General features: G+C 30.1%; 22 protein-coding genes. 3 read left to right on the top strand and 19 right to left on the bottom strand.

All coding sequences use genetic code 11. The features are described 5' to 3' along the window. A complete protein-coding gene (locus tag ACZ5N4_RS07335) occupies positions 1-303 on the bottom strand; it encodes a hypothetical protein (RefSeq protein WP_464208532.1) in 303 nt (100 codons plus the stop codon). Between the two features lie 221 nt (positions 304-524). Beyond that, entirely contained in the window at positions 525-824 is a 300-nt protein-coding gene (locus ACZ5N4_RS07330) for a hypothetical protein (protein WP_464208530.1), read from the bottom strand. A gap of 263 nt (positions 825-1,087) precedes the next feature. Between ACZ5N4_RS07330 and ACZ5N4_RS07325 the strand changes: the two genes are divergently transcribed. Next, positions 1,088-1,987, top strand: coding sequence for an SDR family oxidoreductase (locus ACZ5N4_RS07325; protein ID WP_464208528.1), 900 nt, complete (start codon positions 1,088-1,090; stop codon positions 1,985-1,987). Positions 1,988-2,206: 219 nt separating this feature from the next. Here ACZ5N4_RS07325 and ACZ5N4_RS07320 read toward each other — a convergent pair whose 3' ends face one another. The 11 genes from ACZ5N4_RS07320 to ACZ5N4_RS07270 all read right to left on the bottom strand — a co-directional run bounded on the left by ACZ5N4_RS07320 (position 2,207) and on the right by ACZ5N4_RS07270 (position 12,315). Further along, positions 2,207-2,752, bottom strand: coding sequence for a DUF4829 domain-containing protein (locus tag ACZ5N4_RS07320; RefSeq protein WP_464208526.1), 546 nt, complete (start codon positions 2,750-2,752; stop codon positions 2,207-2,209). A gap of 89 nt (positions 2,753-2,841) precedes the next feature. Then, a complete protein-coding gene (locus ACZ5N4_RS07315; RefSeq protein WP_464208524.1) occupies positions 2,842-3,870 on the bottom strand; it encodes a DUF4179 domain-containing protein in 1,029 nt (342 codons plus the stop codon). Next, the gene (locus ACZ5N4_RS07310; protein WP_464208522.1) at positions 3,860-4,387 is read right to left on the bottom strand and encodes a sigma-70 family RNA polymerase sigma factor; all 528 of its coding nucleotides are present in this window, start codon (positions 4,385-4,387) and stop codon (positions 3,860-3,862) included. The genes ACZ5N4_RS07315 and ACZ5N4_RS07310 overlap by 11 nt, the downstream gene beginning before the upstream one ends. 1,234 nt (positions 4,388-5,621) lie before the next feature. Then, entirely contained in the window at positions 5,622-5,774 is a 153-nt protein-coding gene (locus tag ACZ5N4_RS07305) for a hypothetical protein (RefSeq protein ID WP_464208521.1), read from the bottom strand. A gap of 602 nt (positions 5,775-6,376) precedes the next feature. Next, on the bottom strand, positions 6,377-7,108 hold the full coding sequence (locus ACZ5N4_RS07300) for an ATP-binding cassette domain-containing protein (protein ID WP_464208519.1): 732 nt from the start codon (positions 7,106-7,108) through the stop codon (positions 6,377-6,379). Beyond that, positions 7,077-8,117, bottom strand: coding sequence for a M24 family metallopeptidase (locus tag ACZ5N4_RS07295; protein ID WP_464208517.1), 1,041 nt, complete (start codon positions 8,115-8,117; stop codon positions 7,077-7,079). The genes ACZ5N4_RS07300 and ACZ5N4_RS07295 overlap by 32 nt, the downstream gene beginning before the upstream one ends. A 138-nt stretch (positions 8,118-8,255) precedes the next feature. Then, positions 8,256-9,572 carry a metal-dependent hydrolase family protein gene (locus ACZ5N4_RS07290; protein ID WP_464208515.1) on the bottom strand — a complete coding sequence of 439 codons (1,317 nt, stop codon included), beginning with the start codon at positions 9,570-9,572 and terminating at the stop codon, positions 8,256-8,258. Positions 9,573-9,687: 115 nt separating this feature from the next. Beyond that, positions 9,688-10,299 (bottom strand): helix-turn-helix domain-containing protein, encoded by a 612-nt coding sequence (locus ACZ5N4_RS07285; RefSeq protein ID WP_464208513.1) that lies wholly within the window; start codon positions 10,297-10,299, stop codon positions 9,688-9,690. An 83-nt stretch (positions 10,300-10,382) separates the two neighbouring features. Continuing rightward, positions 10,383-11,267 (bottom strand): lysostaphin resistance A-like protein, encoded by an 885-nt coding sequence (locus tag ACZ5N4_RS07280; protein ID WP_464208511.1) that lies wholly within the window; start codon positions 11,265-11,267, stop codon positions 10,383-10,385. An 83-nt stretch (positions 11,268-11,350) separates the two neighbouring features. Further along, positions 11,351-12,055, bottom strand: coding sequence for a hypothetical protein (locus ACZ5N4_RS07275; RefSeq protein ID WP_464208509.1), 705 nt, complete (start codon positions 12,053-12,055; stop codon positions 11,351-11,353). 128 nt (positions 12,056-12,183) lie between these two features. Continuing rightward, entirely contained in the window at positions 12,184-12,315 is a 132-nt protein-coding gene (locus tag ACZ5N4_RS07270; protein ID WP_464208507.1) for a hypothetical protein, read from the bottom strand. 322 nt (positions 12,316-12,637) lie between these two features. Between ACZ5N4_RS07270 and ACZ5N4_RS07265 the strand changes: the two genes are divergently transcribed. Further along, the gene (locus ACZ5N4_RS07265; protein WP_464210860.1) at positions 12,638-14,086 is read left to right on the top strand and encodes a thiol-activated cytolysin family protein; all 1,449 of its coding nucleotides are present in this window, start codon (positions 12,638-12,640) and stop codon (positions 14,084-14,086) included. A 196-nt stretch (positions 14,087-14,282) separates the two neighbouring features. On the opposite strand, the gene ACZ5N4_RS07260 is transcribed toward ACZ5N4_RS07265, so the two are convergent. The 3 genes from ACZ5N4_RS07260 to ACZ5N4_RS07250 form a co-directional block, all read right to left on the bottom strand. After that, positions 14,283-14,612, bottom strand: a complete 330-nt coding sequence (locus ACZ5N4_RS07260) for a DUF3147 family protein (protein ID WP_464208506.1) — start codon at positions 14,610-14,612, stop codon at positions 14,283-14,285. After that, positions 14,600-15,025: a MarR family winged helix-turn-helix transcriptional regulator gene (locus ACZ5N4_RS07255; RefSeq protein ID WP_464208504.1), complete on the bottom strand. Its 426-nt coding sequence runs from the start codon at positions 15,023-15,025 to the stop codon at positions 14,600-14,602. The genes ACZ5N4_RS07260 and ACZ5N4_RS07255 overlap by 13 nt, the downstream gene beginning before the upstream one ends. A 192-nt stretch (positions 15,026-15,217) precedes the next feature. Then, entirely contained in the window at positions 15,218-15,760 is a 543-nt protein-coding gene (locus ACZ5N4_RS07250; RefSeq protein WP_464208502.1) for a GNAT family N-acetyltransferase, read from the bottom strand. Positions 15,761-15,894: 134 nt separating this feature from the next. Here ACZ5N4_RS07250 and ACZ5N4_RS07245 point away from each other — a divergent pair, with 134 nt between their 5' ends. After that, on the top strand, positions 15,895-16,242 hold the full coding sequence (locus ACZ5N4_RS07245; protein WP_464208500.1) for a winged helix-turn-helix transcriptional regulator: 348 nt from the start codon (positions 15,895-15,897) through the stop codon (positions 16,240-16,242). 37 nt (positions 16,243-16,279) lie between these two features. Here the strand turns inward: ACZ5N4_RS07245 and ACZ5N4_RS07240 are convergent, their stop codons facing one another. The 3 genes from ACZ5N4_RS07240 to ACZ5N4_RS07230 all read right to left on the bottom strand — a co-directional run bounded on the left by ACZ5N4_RS07240 (position 16,280) and on the right by ACZ5N4_RS07230 (position 18,337). Continuing rightward, positions 16,280-16,702, bottom strand: a complete 423-nt coding sequence (locus ACZ5N4_RS07240) for a VOC family protein (protein WP_464208498.1) — start codon at positions 16,700-16,702, stop codon at positions 16,280-16,282. 130 nt (positions 16,703-16,832) lie between these two features. Continuing rightward, positions 16,833-17,684: a Nif3-like dinuclear metal center hexameric protein gene (locus ACZ5N4_RS07235; protein ID WP_464208496.1), complete on the bottom strand. Its 852-nt coding sequence runs from the start codon at positions 17,682-17,684 to the stop codon at positions 16,833-16,835. A gap of 77 nt (positions 17,685-17,761) precedes the next feature. Continuing rightward, positions 17,762-18,337 carry a GNAT family N-acetyltransferase gene (locus tag ACZ5N4_RS07230; protein ID WP_464208494.1) on the bottom strand — a complete coding sequence of 192 codons (576 nt, stop codon included), beginning with the start codon at positions 18,335-18,337 and terminating at the stop codon, positions 17,762-17,764. Between the last annotated feature and the right edge of the window lie 18 nt (positions 18,338-18,355).

Genomic DNA, 18,355 nt, shown 5'->3' with positions numbered 1-18,355 from the left:
TTATTCCTTTTCAGATATCTTTTTATAATGTCCACTTATTTTACTATAAGGGATTAAAACAATAGGTTGATCTGCTGGTGTAAATAGATCTATACCCTCTTGATTTTCATCTGGTCTAAAATATTTTTTCCCATACTTTTCTATTACCCAACCTTTAGTCCCAGATGGGATCGAACCCCAATTACCATTTTTTTTAACTGACTCAAATGATGGCATTGGAACACTAAATCTACTTATCGATGGATAGTAGCATACCTCTGTAAGTTCAATTCTGTATAAATTCTTTCTTTCTAGAAAACTCATAAAAATCCCCCTACTCTATTCTTTATGGGCTTTTACCCCACTTACAGTTTATTTGTATAATATTCTATCAAAGTAATGCTTAAACTTTAATATATATTGGTTGGACTATACAAAAATTCAGTTCAAAGGTCTGAATTTAACACTGAAATACACACTAAGATTACAACGCTTTATAAGAAGTTTTTGTATTACTAATTATATTTAGTTTATAGCTTTATTAATTATTTCACATTAACTTTCATATATATTTTCTTTATTAACACTAATAAGGCATAAATAATAAACACATTAACAAAGAAACCTAATATATTAATGTTCATTCCTTTATTTCCATCAAATAGATTACTAAAGAGTTGAGAAGTTCCTCTATTCTCTTGATATATTGACCAATACTCACAAGGAAATCCAAAGTTATATATTATTAAAGTTCCATTTTGTCTTATATTTGCTGGTACAATAAAGGAAAGAATTATAGCAATTAATATACTTAATTTACATTCCCAAGTTTGTATTCTTCTCATTTTGTTCACCTTTCTACAGTAATGATGCACAATAGTTTTTTGCCAATCCGACTTAGCTCTCATGAGAATTATACCATATTTTCTATATCATTACAGTGGGATATCTGTACAATATATCATTTTTCACAGCATATTATTCAATTATCAAAGTTCATTTCTCTTGTTTTCCATTCTAATAGCTAGTTCCTTTATTAGCACTCTATTTTAACACTTCTAACATTTCTACATATATTAATATATAGCATATTTTAGGAGGAATAGATTTGATCCACTACTATCCATATTTTGGTCATATAACTGAATGTAAAAGGGTTCCTATAACCTTTCCACCTCAACACCAGCCTGTACAGCCTGGATTAGAGTACCTCATGTTTCCAAGGCCCATATTCAATGATCCAGACTATACTGGAAGTGGCAAATTAAAAAATAAAGTTGCCTTAATTACTGGTGGAGATAGTGGCATTGGAAGAGCCGTATCCTTAGCCTTTGCCAAAGAAGGCGCAGACATTGTTATTGTATATCTTAACGAGCATGTTGATGCGAGAGAAACAAAATCATTGGTGGAAGCCCAAGGAAGAAAGTGTATTTTAATTGCTGGTGACCTGAGGGAAGAGTCCTTCTGTAAGAAAATAGTTGAAGATACCCTTTGTGCTTTTGGTCACCTAGACATATTAGTTAATAATGCTGGAGTACAATTCCCACAGGTCAGTCTTGAGAATATTACATCAGAGCAATTGGAAGATACCTTCAGAACAAATATTTTTCCAATGTTTTATGTTACTAAGGCTGCTCTACCTCACCTTAAAAAAGGAAGTGCTATTATAAATACTGCTTCCGTTACAGCCTACAGAGGTGCTGAACTACTTATTGATTATTCTTCTACAAAGGGAGCTGTTGTAAGCTTTACTCGTTCATTAGCTCTTTCTCTTGTATCAAAGGGTATAAGAGTTAATGGAGTTGCTCCTGGGCCTACTTGGACACCTCTTCAACCTGCAAGCTATCCAGCAGAGCGTGTAGCATTCTTTGGTTCAAATACTCCTATGAAAAGAGCTGCTCAACCTGTAGAGCTAGCACCTACTTATGTTTACTTAGCATCTGATGATTCTACCTATGTTACTGGCCAAATTATTCACGTAGATGGCGGCAGCTTCTTAGGATCTTAAAATTTTAAATGTAGCTATTTCTTTGCGCTAATATCTTTTTAGATGTTAGCGTATTTCTAGATTATGCTCATAACATAAAATTATAAACTATAAACATTGCTTAACAAATTCAATGGGATGCTGTGTACGTTGGACTGTTTCTTCAAACAGAAATGTCATTGACAACTATTAGCGTACACATAAATTTTATTTTTCTTTTCCTCCTTATCTTTGATTACACTAATGTCCATAAGAATCTATTAACCAAGGTGAATTTTTGTCTTTCCTGATCAAAATGTAATTATATTCATAATTTCCACTATCATTTGGACCTACTCCCTCTTTTTTATATTTAATTTCAAAACCTACTTTAAAAATAATTATATTTTCTAATTCTGATTTTTCCTTTTCCGTATCCATTATCTGACCCTTTTTTCTACTGCGTAGGTAGATTTCCTTATTAGTTTGATCGGTGTCTTCTATTATATCGGTAACCTTAATATACTCTAAATTATCAAATCCCAATGCCGATTTTGAAGATTGATTTTTTTCCGTTGTTAATGAATTCATACCTTCCAAATTCTTTTGATTATAGTATTTAAAATATTCTTCTATTACATCCTTTGGCTCTAAGAAAGCCATTTTAACACTTTTATCTTTTGGATTTTGGGTTGTACATCCTGTTAAAATCATTAATAAGTATAAAATTGCTAATCCAACTTTCTTAATAATAAACACTCCTTCTAAATATCTATTTAAGTGAACAAAACATTTCAAAATAATCATACCATATACTGAGAATTACATTTCTTACTTTTTTATCATCACTTATAATGTAATTCCCAGTAACAGGTATACCGTAGACTTTTAACGTATTATTTTACAAATTCTACTTCTCCTATGGATGTTATAACTAATTTAAATTTATTAATATTATCATAAGAACTTAAAGGAAAGTTTGTAGATATTATTATCTTATTATTCTTTGAATCAATACTATAACCATTTGATAGATATTCTTTTCCTTCTTCATCTACTAACTTCATATTCTTTCCAACAAATGTATCATCTTTATATTTTTCATCTACCGCAAAAGTTACATTAAATGATGTTGGTCTTGATTTAGCTGATATTATTTCTATTCCAGATGTATTGCTTTTTACTTTGTATTCAATCGAATTGACTGTATCTGATTTTCCTCCACTAAGCTTTAAATCCCATCTTCCATCAATGATTTTTAAATTTTCAGAGCCCTTATAAAATATTTTAACAGCTTCTACTTCTACTACTGCATTTTCTAGCTTGGGTATCGAACCGTTAATAGATTCAAGAACCATATCATACTGAACTTCATTATTTGTTAAATCTAATTCAGAATTTTTATCAGATAATGAAGATATATATTGGCTTTTTCCTTTTAACGGCTTTGTATCTGGAATAATTTCTGCTATATAATCACCGTTTCCATTTTTTATTCTATAATCTAATGAAATTCTATCTACTTTTTCTTTTAATATTTTTAAGTCATCAAATTTTAACTTAAAAGATAAACCCATTTTATTTGAATCCACAAAGTAACTATCTAATGTAACCTTCACACCTTTATTAAGAGCGGAACTACTATTTTCATTAACAAATCCCTTGTTTACTGCTCGTTCCACACCTTTATCACTAAAATTAAAAAATGATTTTATATCTGCTCTTACAGATTCATTAGTAACCATAGCCCCTGAAATAATAACACAGCAAACTGCTACTGCTATTTTCCAGCCTGCTTTATTTTTCTTTTTTGATATGGTTCGTATCCTATCATAAGTATTATCTAAAGATGTTCTCACTGTGCTAGGTATTTCTTTTTCTTCATTTAAGACTTTAATTAACTGCTTTTCAAAATTATTTTCCATATTCAACAACTCCCTCATTCTTAAAATAGTTTTCTCTTAATATAGACTTTGCTCTAGAGAGTCTCGATTTAATAGTTCCTTCTGGTTCTTTTGTAAATTCGCTTATTTCTTTTGTACTAAATCCCGCAACATAATATAGAATCATGGCTAATTTGTAATCCTTATTCAAGCTATTAAGCGCATCTTCTAATTCAATTTTTAGAAAATCATTGTTATTATGTTTTTGCGGCAATACTTCATTTACTAATATTACTTTCTTATTCTTATTCAGTATGCTGTTACATTCATTGATTAAAATTCTACATATCCATGTATTAAAATACTCTTCATTTTTGAGTGTGTGTATCTTTTCATAACCTATCATTATTGCTTCCTGTAAAGCATCGGAAACATCTTCATCATTAGTTAATATTCTGCTAGCCACCTTATATAACACTTGTTCATATTGTTTAATAAGACTAATAAAAGCTTCTCCATCTCCTCTTTTAGCCTTCCTCACTAGAATCTTAATTTCCATATATCTTCCACCTTTATTTTTAACATTTCAATATACGTATATCGTTGTTTCATTATATTAGATAAGAAAATTATACCATTAGTTGCATGATTTTAAATTTATTAGATATTCCTTCATACATAGACCGTTTTTCCACCACAGACCTTTTTTTCATCACAGACGATGGTGGATGTATTAAAGATAAAAGCTCAGACTCTAATTGTATAAATTTAATAAATATAACTGTAGTTTAGGCTACAGTTATATTTGTTTAACTATTTTCTTTTATCCGATGTCTACCGCCACTAACACCCCAACGCACTCTGTGAAAGCGATTCACACCAAATCAGAGATTTGAGCTCTCTGCTTGCACTCTGCGAAAGCGATTCACACCAAATCAAAGATTTGGGTTCTCTGCTTTTCTTAAAGTTGGGGATAAGTGGCGCTACGACCCTGGATAACGGCTTCTAAGCTTCAGATGGAGTTTGTCTACGATCACTGGGCAAGTCGCCATTTAGGCATTTAACCTCCACCTGAAGCCAAGAATCCTGTTTATAAAAAAATAAGCACTAGTATTTCACCAGTGCTTTGTCGAATATATATTTAATTATAAAAGGATAACATATTAAAACTTTTGTGTTTTAATACTCAGCTTTACCCTCACATTTATAGTAACATCAAATTATATAATATGTGTTATCTTCATGTTAAGGCTTTGTAAAAAATAGCACCAGTATGCCTACCAGTGCTTTAGAAAAAATGTATTTGTAAAAGGGATAACTATTATTATAAATACTAATTGTTACACCAATATGTCATTACTGTTAAATAATCATATACTTTTTTAACAACTTGTAAAAAAATATGCACCGATATTTCTATCGATGCTAAATTAAATTACGTGTTGTCCTCAAGCAGATTTATAGATTTTACATTCTTAATATTAATACTTGATTGTATAATTAATATTTAGTTCATATTAATACTTTGTAAGATAATAAGCACCAGTATTTTACCGGTGCTTATGTCAAACATTTATTCCTTTAAGGAGGTCTTTCCTCTAAGTCTTTTATGGCTTAGGACAAATATTATTATAAATGTTAATTATTACCAAATTGTGTCTTATTTGTTAAATATCTGTTTCTTTTTTAATATCTAAAAAATAATAAGCACCTAGAAATGTCTAAGCGCCTATTTAGCTATTACCACTGTAATCCCTGTGATTTATGGCTTTAACTCAAATAACTCCATGTTATTAATCAATTATTTTATTAATAATATTCTCAATTTCTTCTTCTGTTGCTATTCCTAAGCTAAGTGATTTCTCGATATTACCTATTAAATCTTGCTCTGAAACTTTAGCAGCATCAGATAGTTTTTTAACCAGTTTAACTAGCTTTTCACTCATATTAAACACCTCATATCATTAATAGTTTCAGTATTATTTTAAATCATTATTTTTATAAATCTATTAATATGTTGTTAAAACTTTGTATTCTTTTAAATACGTATTTTATGTAATAAAAATATTTTGCGATGAAAAAAGAGCCCAGTTATGAGCTCTAAAGTTTATTTGAAATATCCACAGCGCTTCTTTATACGAAAAGATCTGTCTGAAATATAGTTGTCTAAATCTTTTTTTCCTTTTTTCTTAGCTTTTTGATATCGAAGTGCAAGAAATTTGAATTGTTCTAAACTTAGTCGAACTTCCAAAATTATCACCTCAATTTTACTATATTATTTCGAGTATTATTTTGAATTATGAATTTAAAAATACTTTCAAGTGACACAAGCACTAGTGGTTTCACTAATACTTGCATCAAATATATATTAATTAAGGGATTAATTAATGTCATCTTCTCAAAGTCTTTATTAACCTAGTACAATTATTATTATAAACGCCAATTGTTACGTGCTTATGTCATGTGTGTTAAATAATTATTTACTTTATTAATGTTTTGTAAAATAATAATCCTCTGCATTTATATGAGATCTCATTATGAACATTCTTTATACGAATAAAAATTGTCCCGTTATAGAACTTTTATTGGATACTATCTCATCTGGAGTTCCTACTGCAATTACCTTACCTCCATTGATTCTACCTTCTGGTCCAAGGTCTATTATCCAGTCAGAAGCTCTTATAACCTGTTGATTATGTTCTACTAAAATGACTGTACTTCCTGAGTCCACCATTCGATTTAGAAGCACAAGAAAGTTTTCTACATCAATTGGATGTAATCCTGTTGTGGGTTCATCGATTAAGTATAGATTATTTTTACCTTCATTATTGATTAACTCTTTTGCTAGCTTTAATCGTTGGCCTTCGCCGCCAGATAAAGTAGTCAATGTTTGGCCAAGTTCCAGATAACCTAATCCTACATCTTTAAGTAACTTTAAAATCTTAAGGATTTTGGGATAATCATTGAAGGTATGAACCGCATCTTCAACAGACATTCTCAAAATGTCTTTAATGGAATACCTCTTGTATTTTACAGATAGTACCTTATCGTTAAATTGATTTCCACCGCAAACCGGGCAAGGAACTTCTAAATTCTCAAAAAACAGCATATTGCTTGTGACATATCCAAGTCCTTCACAATTCTCGCAGCGTCCTCCTTTAGTATTAAAGGAAAAATGCTTAGTGGTTAATCCTTTGCCTTTAGCATCCTCTAACCCACCAAAAATTTTTCTTATTTCAGAGTAAACTTCAGAATAGGTTGCCACATTTGATCGCTTCATTATATATTCCTGGCTCTATGCTTATGATCATATTTTCTTTAAGAACCTCATCATCCCCAATAGATATAAATGGCTTTTCGTGATTACTAAGGCCTATGCCATGTCCTGTTCTGTGTAATAAATTATTTTCATATCCTTGTTTTATAAGATATTCTCTCGCAGCTATATCTATATCTGAACACTTAACCCCTGGCTTTACAAGATTTAATGATATATTACGTGCATTAATCATATGCTTGAAATGTTCTCTACCTTCATTTGTAGGATTCTCTAGAAAAAAGGTTCTTTCACATTCAGCAGCGTATCCATTAACCTTAAAATATGTCATTGCTACATTTGATCCTTTAGTTAATTTATCATCTAAATGTGGAATACTATGCAGCATTGAACTTATAGGTGATGGCCATACTACAGAGGTTAAAGAAGTAAGGATTGGATCGAAATTTTTTCCCCGTACTAATTGTCTCTGAATAGCTCCTGATAGTGTATGCATTTCTAAAACAGAAGCTCCTATATATGCATTTTTAAATATGTTTTGCATTCCTAAATCTGCTAGTTTACATGTGTTGCGAATCATTTCTATCTCGTATGGAGTTTTTACTTTTCTCATTTCCTCTACTATATTTAGAATAACAATTTCATTTGCCACTATTTTATCTAAAATATTATGTGCAATGTTATTTTCAACTCCAACTTTTTTGAAAGGTCTAATTATAGTTTCAAGAATATCATACCAATTCTCTCCCTGCGCCGAAGTAGCCTCCCAATAGGACATTATTTCACATTCTATAGTTATTTTACTTAGGTGCTTTTCCTCCAGCTTAGGTAATAAGAATATTGGCTTCCCCTTTGATGGAACAATCATAAAAAATACTCTTTCTTCCGGTTTATATGCCATTCCAGTAAAATATAATAAACTATCCTGATCTGTAAGAATATATGCATCTATATTATTTTTTGTTATTTCATTTTGTAAACACTTAATTCTTTTAGAAAGTTCTTTATTCATAATTAAATCCTCCTATGCATAGATATCAAGTTCCGAGAATTAATTTACACAACGGAATATATTTCCCGAGAAATGAAGTTGGATATCTATATTTATAAACAACTTTATTATCTGACCTATCTAATATTAACCTTAAAACTATTGTATTGACTCTAAAAGATCATCAATTTCCTTTGATTTCTTTACTCTAGGATTATTAATCACATTGCCTCTAATAACAACCATAGATGGCTTTGATAAAGCCTTAATATCCTTTAAAGGATTTTCATCTAACACTATTAAATCCGCATTCTTTCCTATATCAATGGAGCCGGTATAGTTATCAATGCCAAGAATTTTAGCATTTGACTTAGTTGCATGATAAATTGCCTGCTTGGGAGTAATCCCTACATATCTAATAAGATAGTCTAACTCTCTCCATGTATTATAATGTGTTACATAAGGCATGGAAGCATCGGTACCTAGTCCAACTTTTATATCATTTTCAAAGGCTTGTTTTGCACACTTAAGCATTTCATCACAAACAATAAGTGAATTTTGCTTAGTTATCTCATCTATTTTAGTAATCTTTTCATCTAAAATACTCATAGGAATTGAAGCATGTAGAGTTGTTATAAGAGCTGAATAGCCTCTTAATGCTTTAGGATTATCTTTAAAAAGACTTATAATTTCATCATCCATTTCAGCTCCATGTTCTATTGTGTCAACTCCCCCCTTTAAGGCAATTCTTAGACCTTCTTTGCTTTCTACATGTGCAGCTACTAAGAATCCATTTTTATGAGCTTCATTACAAATAGCACTTACTTCCTCTTCAGTCATTTCCAATCTACCTGCCTGTCCTACCGCTTTACCATCAGTAACTCCTCCAGTAACACAAATCTTAATAAAATCCACTCCATTTTTGATGTTTTTTCTAACAGACTTTCTCCCTTCCCAAGGTGAATCGCTAACTATAGATAAATGCGGAGCGCCGTGTCCTCCTGTTACACTTATCATATATCCGGAAACTATAAGATTAGGACCTAAATATTTGTTGCTATTTATATCTTCCCTTATCTCTACATCCTTATATAAAAAATCTCCTACACATCGTATAGTGGTAACTCCGGAATTTAGGGTATCAATTACATTGCTCTTCATTCTGCGCTTTAAAAAGTTTTCTCCTAGTTTGGTATTTAGTAATTTAAAAACTATTTTTTGTTGTCTATCATTTTTAGCAATTTTCAAAGGCTTTCCTTTAGAAAATAAATGCACATGAGCATTTATTAAACCAGGCATTACATATTTATTTGCTATATCTACTATCTCATAATTTGAGGTAATTTCTATTTCGCTCTTATCTTCTATTTTGTGAATAATTCCTTTATCGTTAACTAAAATTATCATATTATTTTTAGGTTCATCTACACTCCCGTTAATTATGTTGCAGTTTATAAAAGCATAATTCTTATTCATATTTTCCTCCTTTATTTCTGAATATTGAATACGTTATTCATTTTTGAATTAAAAAAAATCGCCAAGTCAACCTTGGAATTGCCGATTTTTTCCGCGCCTCTGAATTTCTTGTATGCTACTCATTTAAGCCATTGATACCATATAGTCTATATATATTAAGTGCTTTAAAAATAGTTATTCTACTCTCTTCACTCATATCTTCCTTTAATACATCCAGCACCATATTTATAAGACTATTTATTATTATTTTCATTAGTCTAACACTTTCCTCAACACATAAATTGTATCTTTTATGATCTTTTCTTAAGTATGTTCTTTTTGCTACAACAATAGAATTTATTAAATCCTCTTTAGCATTTTCATATCTTGTTCCTTTGCTTTTTTCAAAAATAATTAAAAGCTGCATACGATATTTTATAAGCATATTTATATGCTCTTCAGTTAAAAAATCATAGTCTTCATTTTGATTATTATTTAAATAGTTCTTATTATAAGTATGAACACTTTCAACAAGATATTCCTTCAAAAAAATCATAAGTCTTTCTGGAACTACAGAGTAAAATAAATCTTCTTTATTTTTAAAGTAAGTATATATATTCCCTACAGAAACATTAGCTTCTTTTGCTATATCACTCATTTTGGTATCTAAATAGCTTTTTTGAGAAAAAATTTTAAGGGCCGCATTTTCTACTTCTTTTTTTACTTCCTCTTTTTTTGCCTGCACCATATAAATCTCCTTATAAAACTGAATAACCAATTCACTTTTAAGTTTAATACTATTAATATCCTTTGTCAATAGTATTCTTAACTTTATACGCTTATTGAGTTTCTATTTTCCTCATAAAAATAAGGTAAAGATAAATTTTCTCTATATATATTTATACATATATAATAAGAAATAAAAGGAACAGTCAAAATAAAACAAATAACTCCACCCAAAACTTCTGAATGAAATTGAGCTATGGTTTGTACACTAGTATTGTTATTAATAAATGCAGCAATTAGTCCTGTCCCTGCAGCTAAAAAATTATTTATCATATGACATATGATACAAACCTTAATTGATTTCCATTTTATATAGAGTATTGACATTACTACTGCAAAGGTAAATGCTCCTAAAACATCGTGGTGCAAAAAACCAAAAATTAATGAAGATATTAATATAGCCTTTCTTATATTCCATTTTACAGTTAATCTATGTAAGAAAACTCCTCTAAAAACCAACTCTTCAACAATAGGAGCAACTATTACTATTATTATAAAATTTAATAAATTATACAGCACAAAAAAATTACTATCCCTACTTGTTAAAATATCTTTTTCATTTAATATTCCTTCTACATAACCAGGATTAAATAGAGATATTATATAATATTGAATATAGAAAGCTCCTATAGAAAAAAACATTAAAGTTATTACTATTACAACATAATACCACCATTTATATTCACTTGGATATTTTCCGATCATACAATTCAAATCTAAATTTAGCTTTTTAAATTTAGTAATTATCCATAATAAAGCTGCTCCATAAGATACTAGTTCAAATATGGCAGATTCTAAATTTTCTCCTATCTTAATTTTAAGTATGTCTTTAGTAAATCCAAAAGCTATACCTAAAATAAAACATAACAAGATAGTCCAGCAAACTAGACTTCTAATACTTAAATCTTCAAATCCTCTTTCGTCTGTCATTTCCTACTCCTTTTTATTTTCGCATTAAATAAAGCCTTAAGACTGCTTCTTTAAGCTTCCCCATCTGAATTATTTTCATTTTGTTATCTACTTATTTCAATTCCAAAAAAATTATTACCATCTAACCTTACGGCTTTTCCCTGCATATCTGTTAATATTATTTCATCAATAATGCCGCTCCCACTACCATTTAATGAAAGTCGTCCTCCCTTTATCATATATTCATCTAAGTTAATTTTGAGTGTTTTAGTTTCATCAGCATTTAGTCTAAAGATAGCCCTATTTCCATCCTTAGTAAAAATATCAATGTGCTCAATACCTTCTTTTCTGTAAAAGGAACTGTCAATTGTTAGATAAAATTCTTTACTTCTATTTCCGTAATTTGTCATCTGAATTTCTGCATTAAATTCTGTGTATTTCATTGTTTCTGATTTGTAGTCCATTTTACTATTCCTAGAATTATAGCCTACTGACAACAAGCCATTTGAATGTTTTTTTATACTTATGACCGCAGCATTTGTTATTAATGAAAATATAGTAATAAATGCTATGAATAAAAATACTACATTTCTTGTTCTTATGCCTAACCCGTCAATAACATATTTTCGGACCAGATATAGCCCTAAAATAACTAGTATGCTAAAGTAAAAAATAGTTAAATGAACTCCTTCATACTCCCCAGTCCATGATTTTAAACCAATAAATTCAAGAACATAATCTCCTAATGCATGTGTATACTTCGTTGTTATCATCATATAAAAGGAAATTGATAATAACACAATTGACATGATTCCTTTAACTTTCTTATCGATAATAACCCCTCCCTCTATATATTAGTAATCCCTATCATATTAACTACTATATTTTCACATTTTCTCTTTATTCTAATTCATGGTCATCTATGACTATAACTTAGTTAACATTTAATGCATGCATATAATTCATATATTATATTTCCATAATGCGCGACCTCTTTATCTTTTCTATCCATTCTCCAAACTATATCAACTTTTCCCATATGTATTATATATTCTACAAATAATGCCATTCCCCTTTACTTCTATGTCTTAAACTACTAATTAGTATATAAAATTCACTATAGATATACCATTACAGCAACTCTAGCTTCTCCTAGTTCATTATTTATTTAACTATACCTCGCCATCTATAAGCAAATACGCTTATCACTAAAATATAATACAAATTTTAATCTAGTTAAATATTTATCAACTCGAATTGACTTCTATGGAAAGTTATGGTATAATTTGTTTAAAAAAGGAGGGGATTTTTTGAAGATTATAAAACATTTTAAAGGGACAAAATTACTAGTAGGTCTATTGGTTAGTTTATTCGTTATTCAGAATCCACTTATTTGTTTTGCTGCAGCACCTACAACTAGTTTAGCTAGTGGGACAAGCAAAGCTAATGATATTGATACTGGCATAGCAAACTTAAACTATAATAAAAACCAAGTTTTAGCAGTAAATGGTGATAACATAGAAAGTTTTGTTCCAAAAGAAGGCTTAAATTCAAATGGAAAATTTATAGTAGTTGAACGTAATAAAAAATCACTTACGACTTCACCAGTGGATATTTCCATTATTGATTCTATGACTGATAGAACATATCCAGGAGCATTACAACTTGCAAATGATGCTTTTGCCGACAATCAACCTAATGTATTAATGTGCAAGAGAAAACCTTTAAATATCAGTATAGATTTGCCAGGTATGAAAAAAGAAAATACAATAACCGTTCAAAATCCAACATACGGTAATGTATCTGGAGCCGTAGATGAGTTAGTATCTACTTGGAATGATAAGTATTCATCAACACACACTTTACCTGCAAGAACACAGTATTCAGAATCTATGGTTCATAGTAAATCTCAAATAGCAAGCGCTCTTAATGTTAACGCTAAAGTTCTTGACAATTCACTTGGAATTGACTTTAATGCTATAGCAAATGGAGAGAAAAAAGTTATGGTTGCTGCATATAAGCAAATATTTTATACCGTAAGTGCAGAATTACCTAACAATCCATCAGATCTTTTTGATGATAGCGTTAATTTTGAAGAATTAACTCGTAAGGGAGTAAGTAATGCAGCGCCACCTGTTATGGTGTCAAATGTAGCTTATGGAAGAACAATTTATGTAAAATTAGAGACAACCTCTAAGAGCAAAGATGTACAAGCTGCCTTCGAAGCATTAATTAAGAATAACAATGTAAAATCTAGTGCGCAATACAAAGATATTCTTGATGAAAGTTCATTTACTGCAGTAGTGTTAGGTGGAGATTCAAAAGAACATAACAAAATTATCTCAAAAGATTTTGATGAAATACGAAATGTAATTAAAGATAATGCAGAATTTAGTCCTAAAAATCCAGGATACCCAATTTCATATACAAGTGTTTTCTTAAAAGATAACTCAGTTGCTGCTGTTCATAATAAAACAGATTATATTGAGACTACATCAACAGAATATTCTAAAGGTAAAATACTTCTTGATCATTATGGTGCATATGTTGCCCAATTTGAAGTATCTTGGGATGAATTTTCATATGATGAAAATGGAAAAGAAATATTAACACATAAAACATGGTCAGGAAACTACCAAGACAAAACAGCACATTACTCTACAGTAATACCACTTCCACCTAATTCAAAAAATATAAGAATTATGGCAAGAGAATGTACAGGCCTTGCATGGGAATGGTGGAGAACAATTATTGACGAATATAATGTTCCATTATCAAATGAAATAAAAGTTTCAATTGGAGGAACTACATTATATCCAAGCGCTAATATTAGCCATTAGACATGAGAGACACCCTTTTGGTTTCAGTATTTAACATATCACCAAAAGGGTGTCTTTATTTTGCATATCACTTGCCAAAAACAAACAAGAGTAAATATGAGATATAAATAAAAGGTAGAATGTAATAAAATTCTATAATAAACATAGATTATGCAAAATATGTTGTAACATATACTGAAAAATAGTAAAACTACTTTTAATTAAATACAGAATTTTGGATAATCAAGAAAATTCCCCAACCACAAATTCCTAAGACAATTGATAAAGTTAATGATATATAAGCTCTTAATGACATTGCTACAATCAATAGCAATATTATCGTTGCTGGAAATCCTTTCAAAACACCAAATACGAATTTGCTGAGATTTTGTGTTTGTTCACCTTGTATGGAAATCCAAATTAAGCTCAACAAACTAACTAGTGGCAATGCCGCAATAATTCCTCCATATGTAGGTGATCTCTTTGCTATTTCTGTTACTACTCCAATTATTACCGCTGAAATCAAAACTTTTACTATCGTAAACACTTTTTTGCCTCCTCGCTAAATATCAAAAATGCCTTCTGTATTATTTCTAATTCGGAGTTACTAAGAGAGTCAAAAATTTTCTTTAATTTAGTCTCATCCAATTTTGTATGGCGATACAGCTTATATTTACCTTCTTCAGTTATTTTCACTATAGTTTTTCTTTCGTCTACTTCACTTCTTTGCTTAGTAACGAAACTCTTCTTTATTAGTCTTTTAATATGCTCAGAAGCTGTATTTGAGGATGTATCTATATGTTTTGCTAAATCTCCAATAGTCGCCTCTTTGTTTTTATCAATATATTGTAACAATCTAATTGCTTGGTGAGTTAAGTTGTCTTTATCTACATTATGTAGTAGATAGTAAATATCCGTCCATTGTTCATTAATTATTTTAATACTATTTTCTAGTTCCATAATAATCACCTCTATTTATATCTTATTATACGATATAATCGTTTGTCAAGATATAAATAGATTTTCAATACATGCAGTGTACCAAAAGGCTGAGGCTGACATAAAAATTACCCCCTTCAAGTAGTATAGCTGCCATTTTTTACTATACTATTTGAAATGGGTAGTCCATAACGATATATATTTATTCAACTTTTAAGTATTCCTTAACACTGTAATAAATCCATCTAGTATCTGGTGACTTATTTTGAAGCCCTTGCCTTGATAAAATTTTAGTGCATTATCATTCCCATTTGATACAAAGATAAACAAATCATTTATTGACTTAAATGCATTTAACCAATCCATAGACTTTTTAAACAAAACTGTACCAATGCCAGCATTACGATATTCCTCTTTTATGTAAAACTGAGAAAGACAACCTACATCATCACCTTTTACAGAATTAAAGTCAAAGAAGGCGTGACATTTTAAAGTAGCGAAATCATCAGAGTATGTCTCCTTTGGTGCAATAGTGCTATAGGCATATCCAACAATTTCATCATAATCTTTAGCTACTATTATATAGTTAGCTTTAGCACTCTTGACAGATGAAATCATTCTAGTTTCAAAACACATGTCATCAAAGAACTCAGGACGGATATATGCCTTAGACTTTTGATAAGCCATTAATTCATTACATAAATCCTTAATGCAAATAATATTATCTTCAGAAATAACCTCATAATGGAAATTCATATTGATCTTCCTTTCGAAAAAACATGTTTGATTGATGAATCAGATTAGATATAATTATATCAGCTACAATTATAGTGACAAGTATGCAATATTTTCTGTTTAAGGAAGTAAAAACTGAGTATTGGAGTGATTTTATGAGTGATCAAATATTATATAAAAGTAACTTTGACAACTGTCCATTAACATTTGCTTTAAACATTATCGGTGGAAAATGGAGATTACCTATAATCTGGGCGTTAAGTAAAAATGGAACTATGCGATACAATGAATTAAAAAGGAATATTAATGGAATTACCAACATGATGCTAACTCAATCACTAAAGGAACTTGAATTAGATGGTATCATAAGTCGAAAGCAATTTATGGAGATACCACCGAGAGTTGAGTATTCATTGACTGACAATGGAGAAGAACTCATTCCAGCTCTTAAGGCACTAGCTGATTGGGGAGAGAAAATGAAAAATAGTGTTAATTCTAAATAATATAGAATTAACACTTGCATGACACTTATAGATTCAGTTACTTAATTCGTTTTGATATTGGATGATCCTCTTTCAGCTCTAGTAAGTCCCATTGGTTGCCATATAAATCCTTAAATACCGCAACCATTCCATAAGGTTGTTCTTTTGGTTCTCTCACAAATTCTATTCCCTTTGAAATCATTTCATTATAGTCTCTCCAAAAATCATCAGTGTTTAAAAATAGAAAAACTCTTCCGCCTGTCTGATTACCTATAAATGGCTCTTGTTCAGGTTTAGATGCTCTTGCAAGTAATATTGTAGTTCCGACTGATCCAGGTGGAGACACTACTACCCATCGTTTGTCTTGTTCAGGCTGATAAGTATCTTCGATTAATATAAAATTAAGCTTCTTTGTATAAAACTCTATTGCCTCATCATAATCTTTCACAACTAGAGCTATGTGGACAATTGATTGAACCATTTTCTCAACTCCTAACTCTTACCAATTTTGATTTTACATCATACTAAAAGAAAAATGTAACATAATAAAATTAACAACATTGCCAATCATATATTATTATGGCATACTTACACATCATAATATAATAAACTTACATATCTTCATATACTGGTTGCCCCTCAATAAAGGTAGAAACAAGACCAAGCTTTTCAAAATAATCACACATTTTTTGACAGGCAAATTTCTCAGTAGAGTAATGGGTGCCTCCTAAAACATTAATACAATTTTTTTGTTCGAATTCATGAACCTCTGCAGAATATTCATTATTTACTGAAATTCCTGTTATAAAAACATTAACTTTGTTCTCAATCATTTCAGAAACAATATCTACATCATTACCGCCACCGGCTACAATAGCTACTCTTCCATTCTTTATATTGTTATCTCCATATAGATATAGTCTTGTATCATGGCCTACTACTTCTGAAAACTTATCATGCAATTCCTCCATATTTTTGCATTTGGTTTTTCCAATAACACCGCATAAACCTCCATAATATTCAGCAAAGTTTTTTTCAATTTCTATATCTAGCGCATCAGCCAAAGTTTTGCTTGTTGAATATTCACTGAAGTTATCTAGTGGTGTATGCAAATTATATATAGATATTCTATTCTCTCTAAATTTTTCTAATAATGCTCTATCCATTTGATAAAATGCTTTTGGTGCCCTCCTAATATCCCAAATAGAAGGATGGTGCAAAAATAGCATAGCATCCGTTACACCATCATCGATAATCTTCTGCATAATTTTTTCAGTTGGAAACACAGCTGAATAGACTTTATTAATTTCATTTGCAAAATCACATACCAAACCCATACTTCTTTCTTTAAAATTGATTGAAATATAATCATCTAATTCACCCATGTGTCTTGCCCAATCATCTTTCAACCCTTTTAGAATAAAATCTCTTTCTAAGCAATTATACAACTCAATAGACTTCATATAACTCCCCTCCATCATACAGTTTGTCCATATTTATTATGAAAAACTAATTTTTCATTTAAATAGAATTCTACATCTTATTTATTATTACTCTTCGATTTTTGATTAATCCACTCTTCCCTTAAAATTGCATAGACTATATCATCTGCCCATTCATTATCAAACCAAAAGCTCTTTTTAAAATGTGCCTCTTTTCTCATTTGAATTCTTTCAAGCAATGCTATAGATTTTGTATTTCTTGGGTCAACTGAAGCAATTATTCTATGCTTTTTTAAGTTATTAAATAAGTAATTTATTACACCGGTAATAGCTTCAGTAGCATATCCTTTACATTGATGATCTAAAGATAGTGTAAATCCTATTTCTACCTGCAAGTTATCTGAGTCTATAAAATGAATCCCTATATCCCCTATTAACTCATCAGTTTCCTTAAGCAAAATTCCAAGCTGATACCAAGTATCTGGTATATTAGGGGTTTTAGCAACTTTTTCACAAATAAATTCTTTTACTTCTTCGATGGTTTCTGGTCTCCAGCCTTGAAATTTATATATTTGTGGATTTGAACGATATTTAAACATCGACTCTGCATCGGAAATTCTAATACCCCTTAATACTAATCTTTCTGTTGAAATATTCATTTCATTAAAATTCATTATTTTCACCTCCGAATG

The sequence above is a fragment of the Clostridium nitrophenolicum genome (genome assembly GCF_055391695.1).
This window is presented reverse-complemented; position numbering and strand designations above follow the sequence as displayed.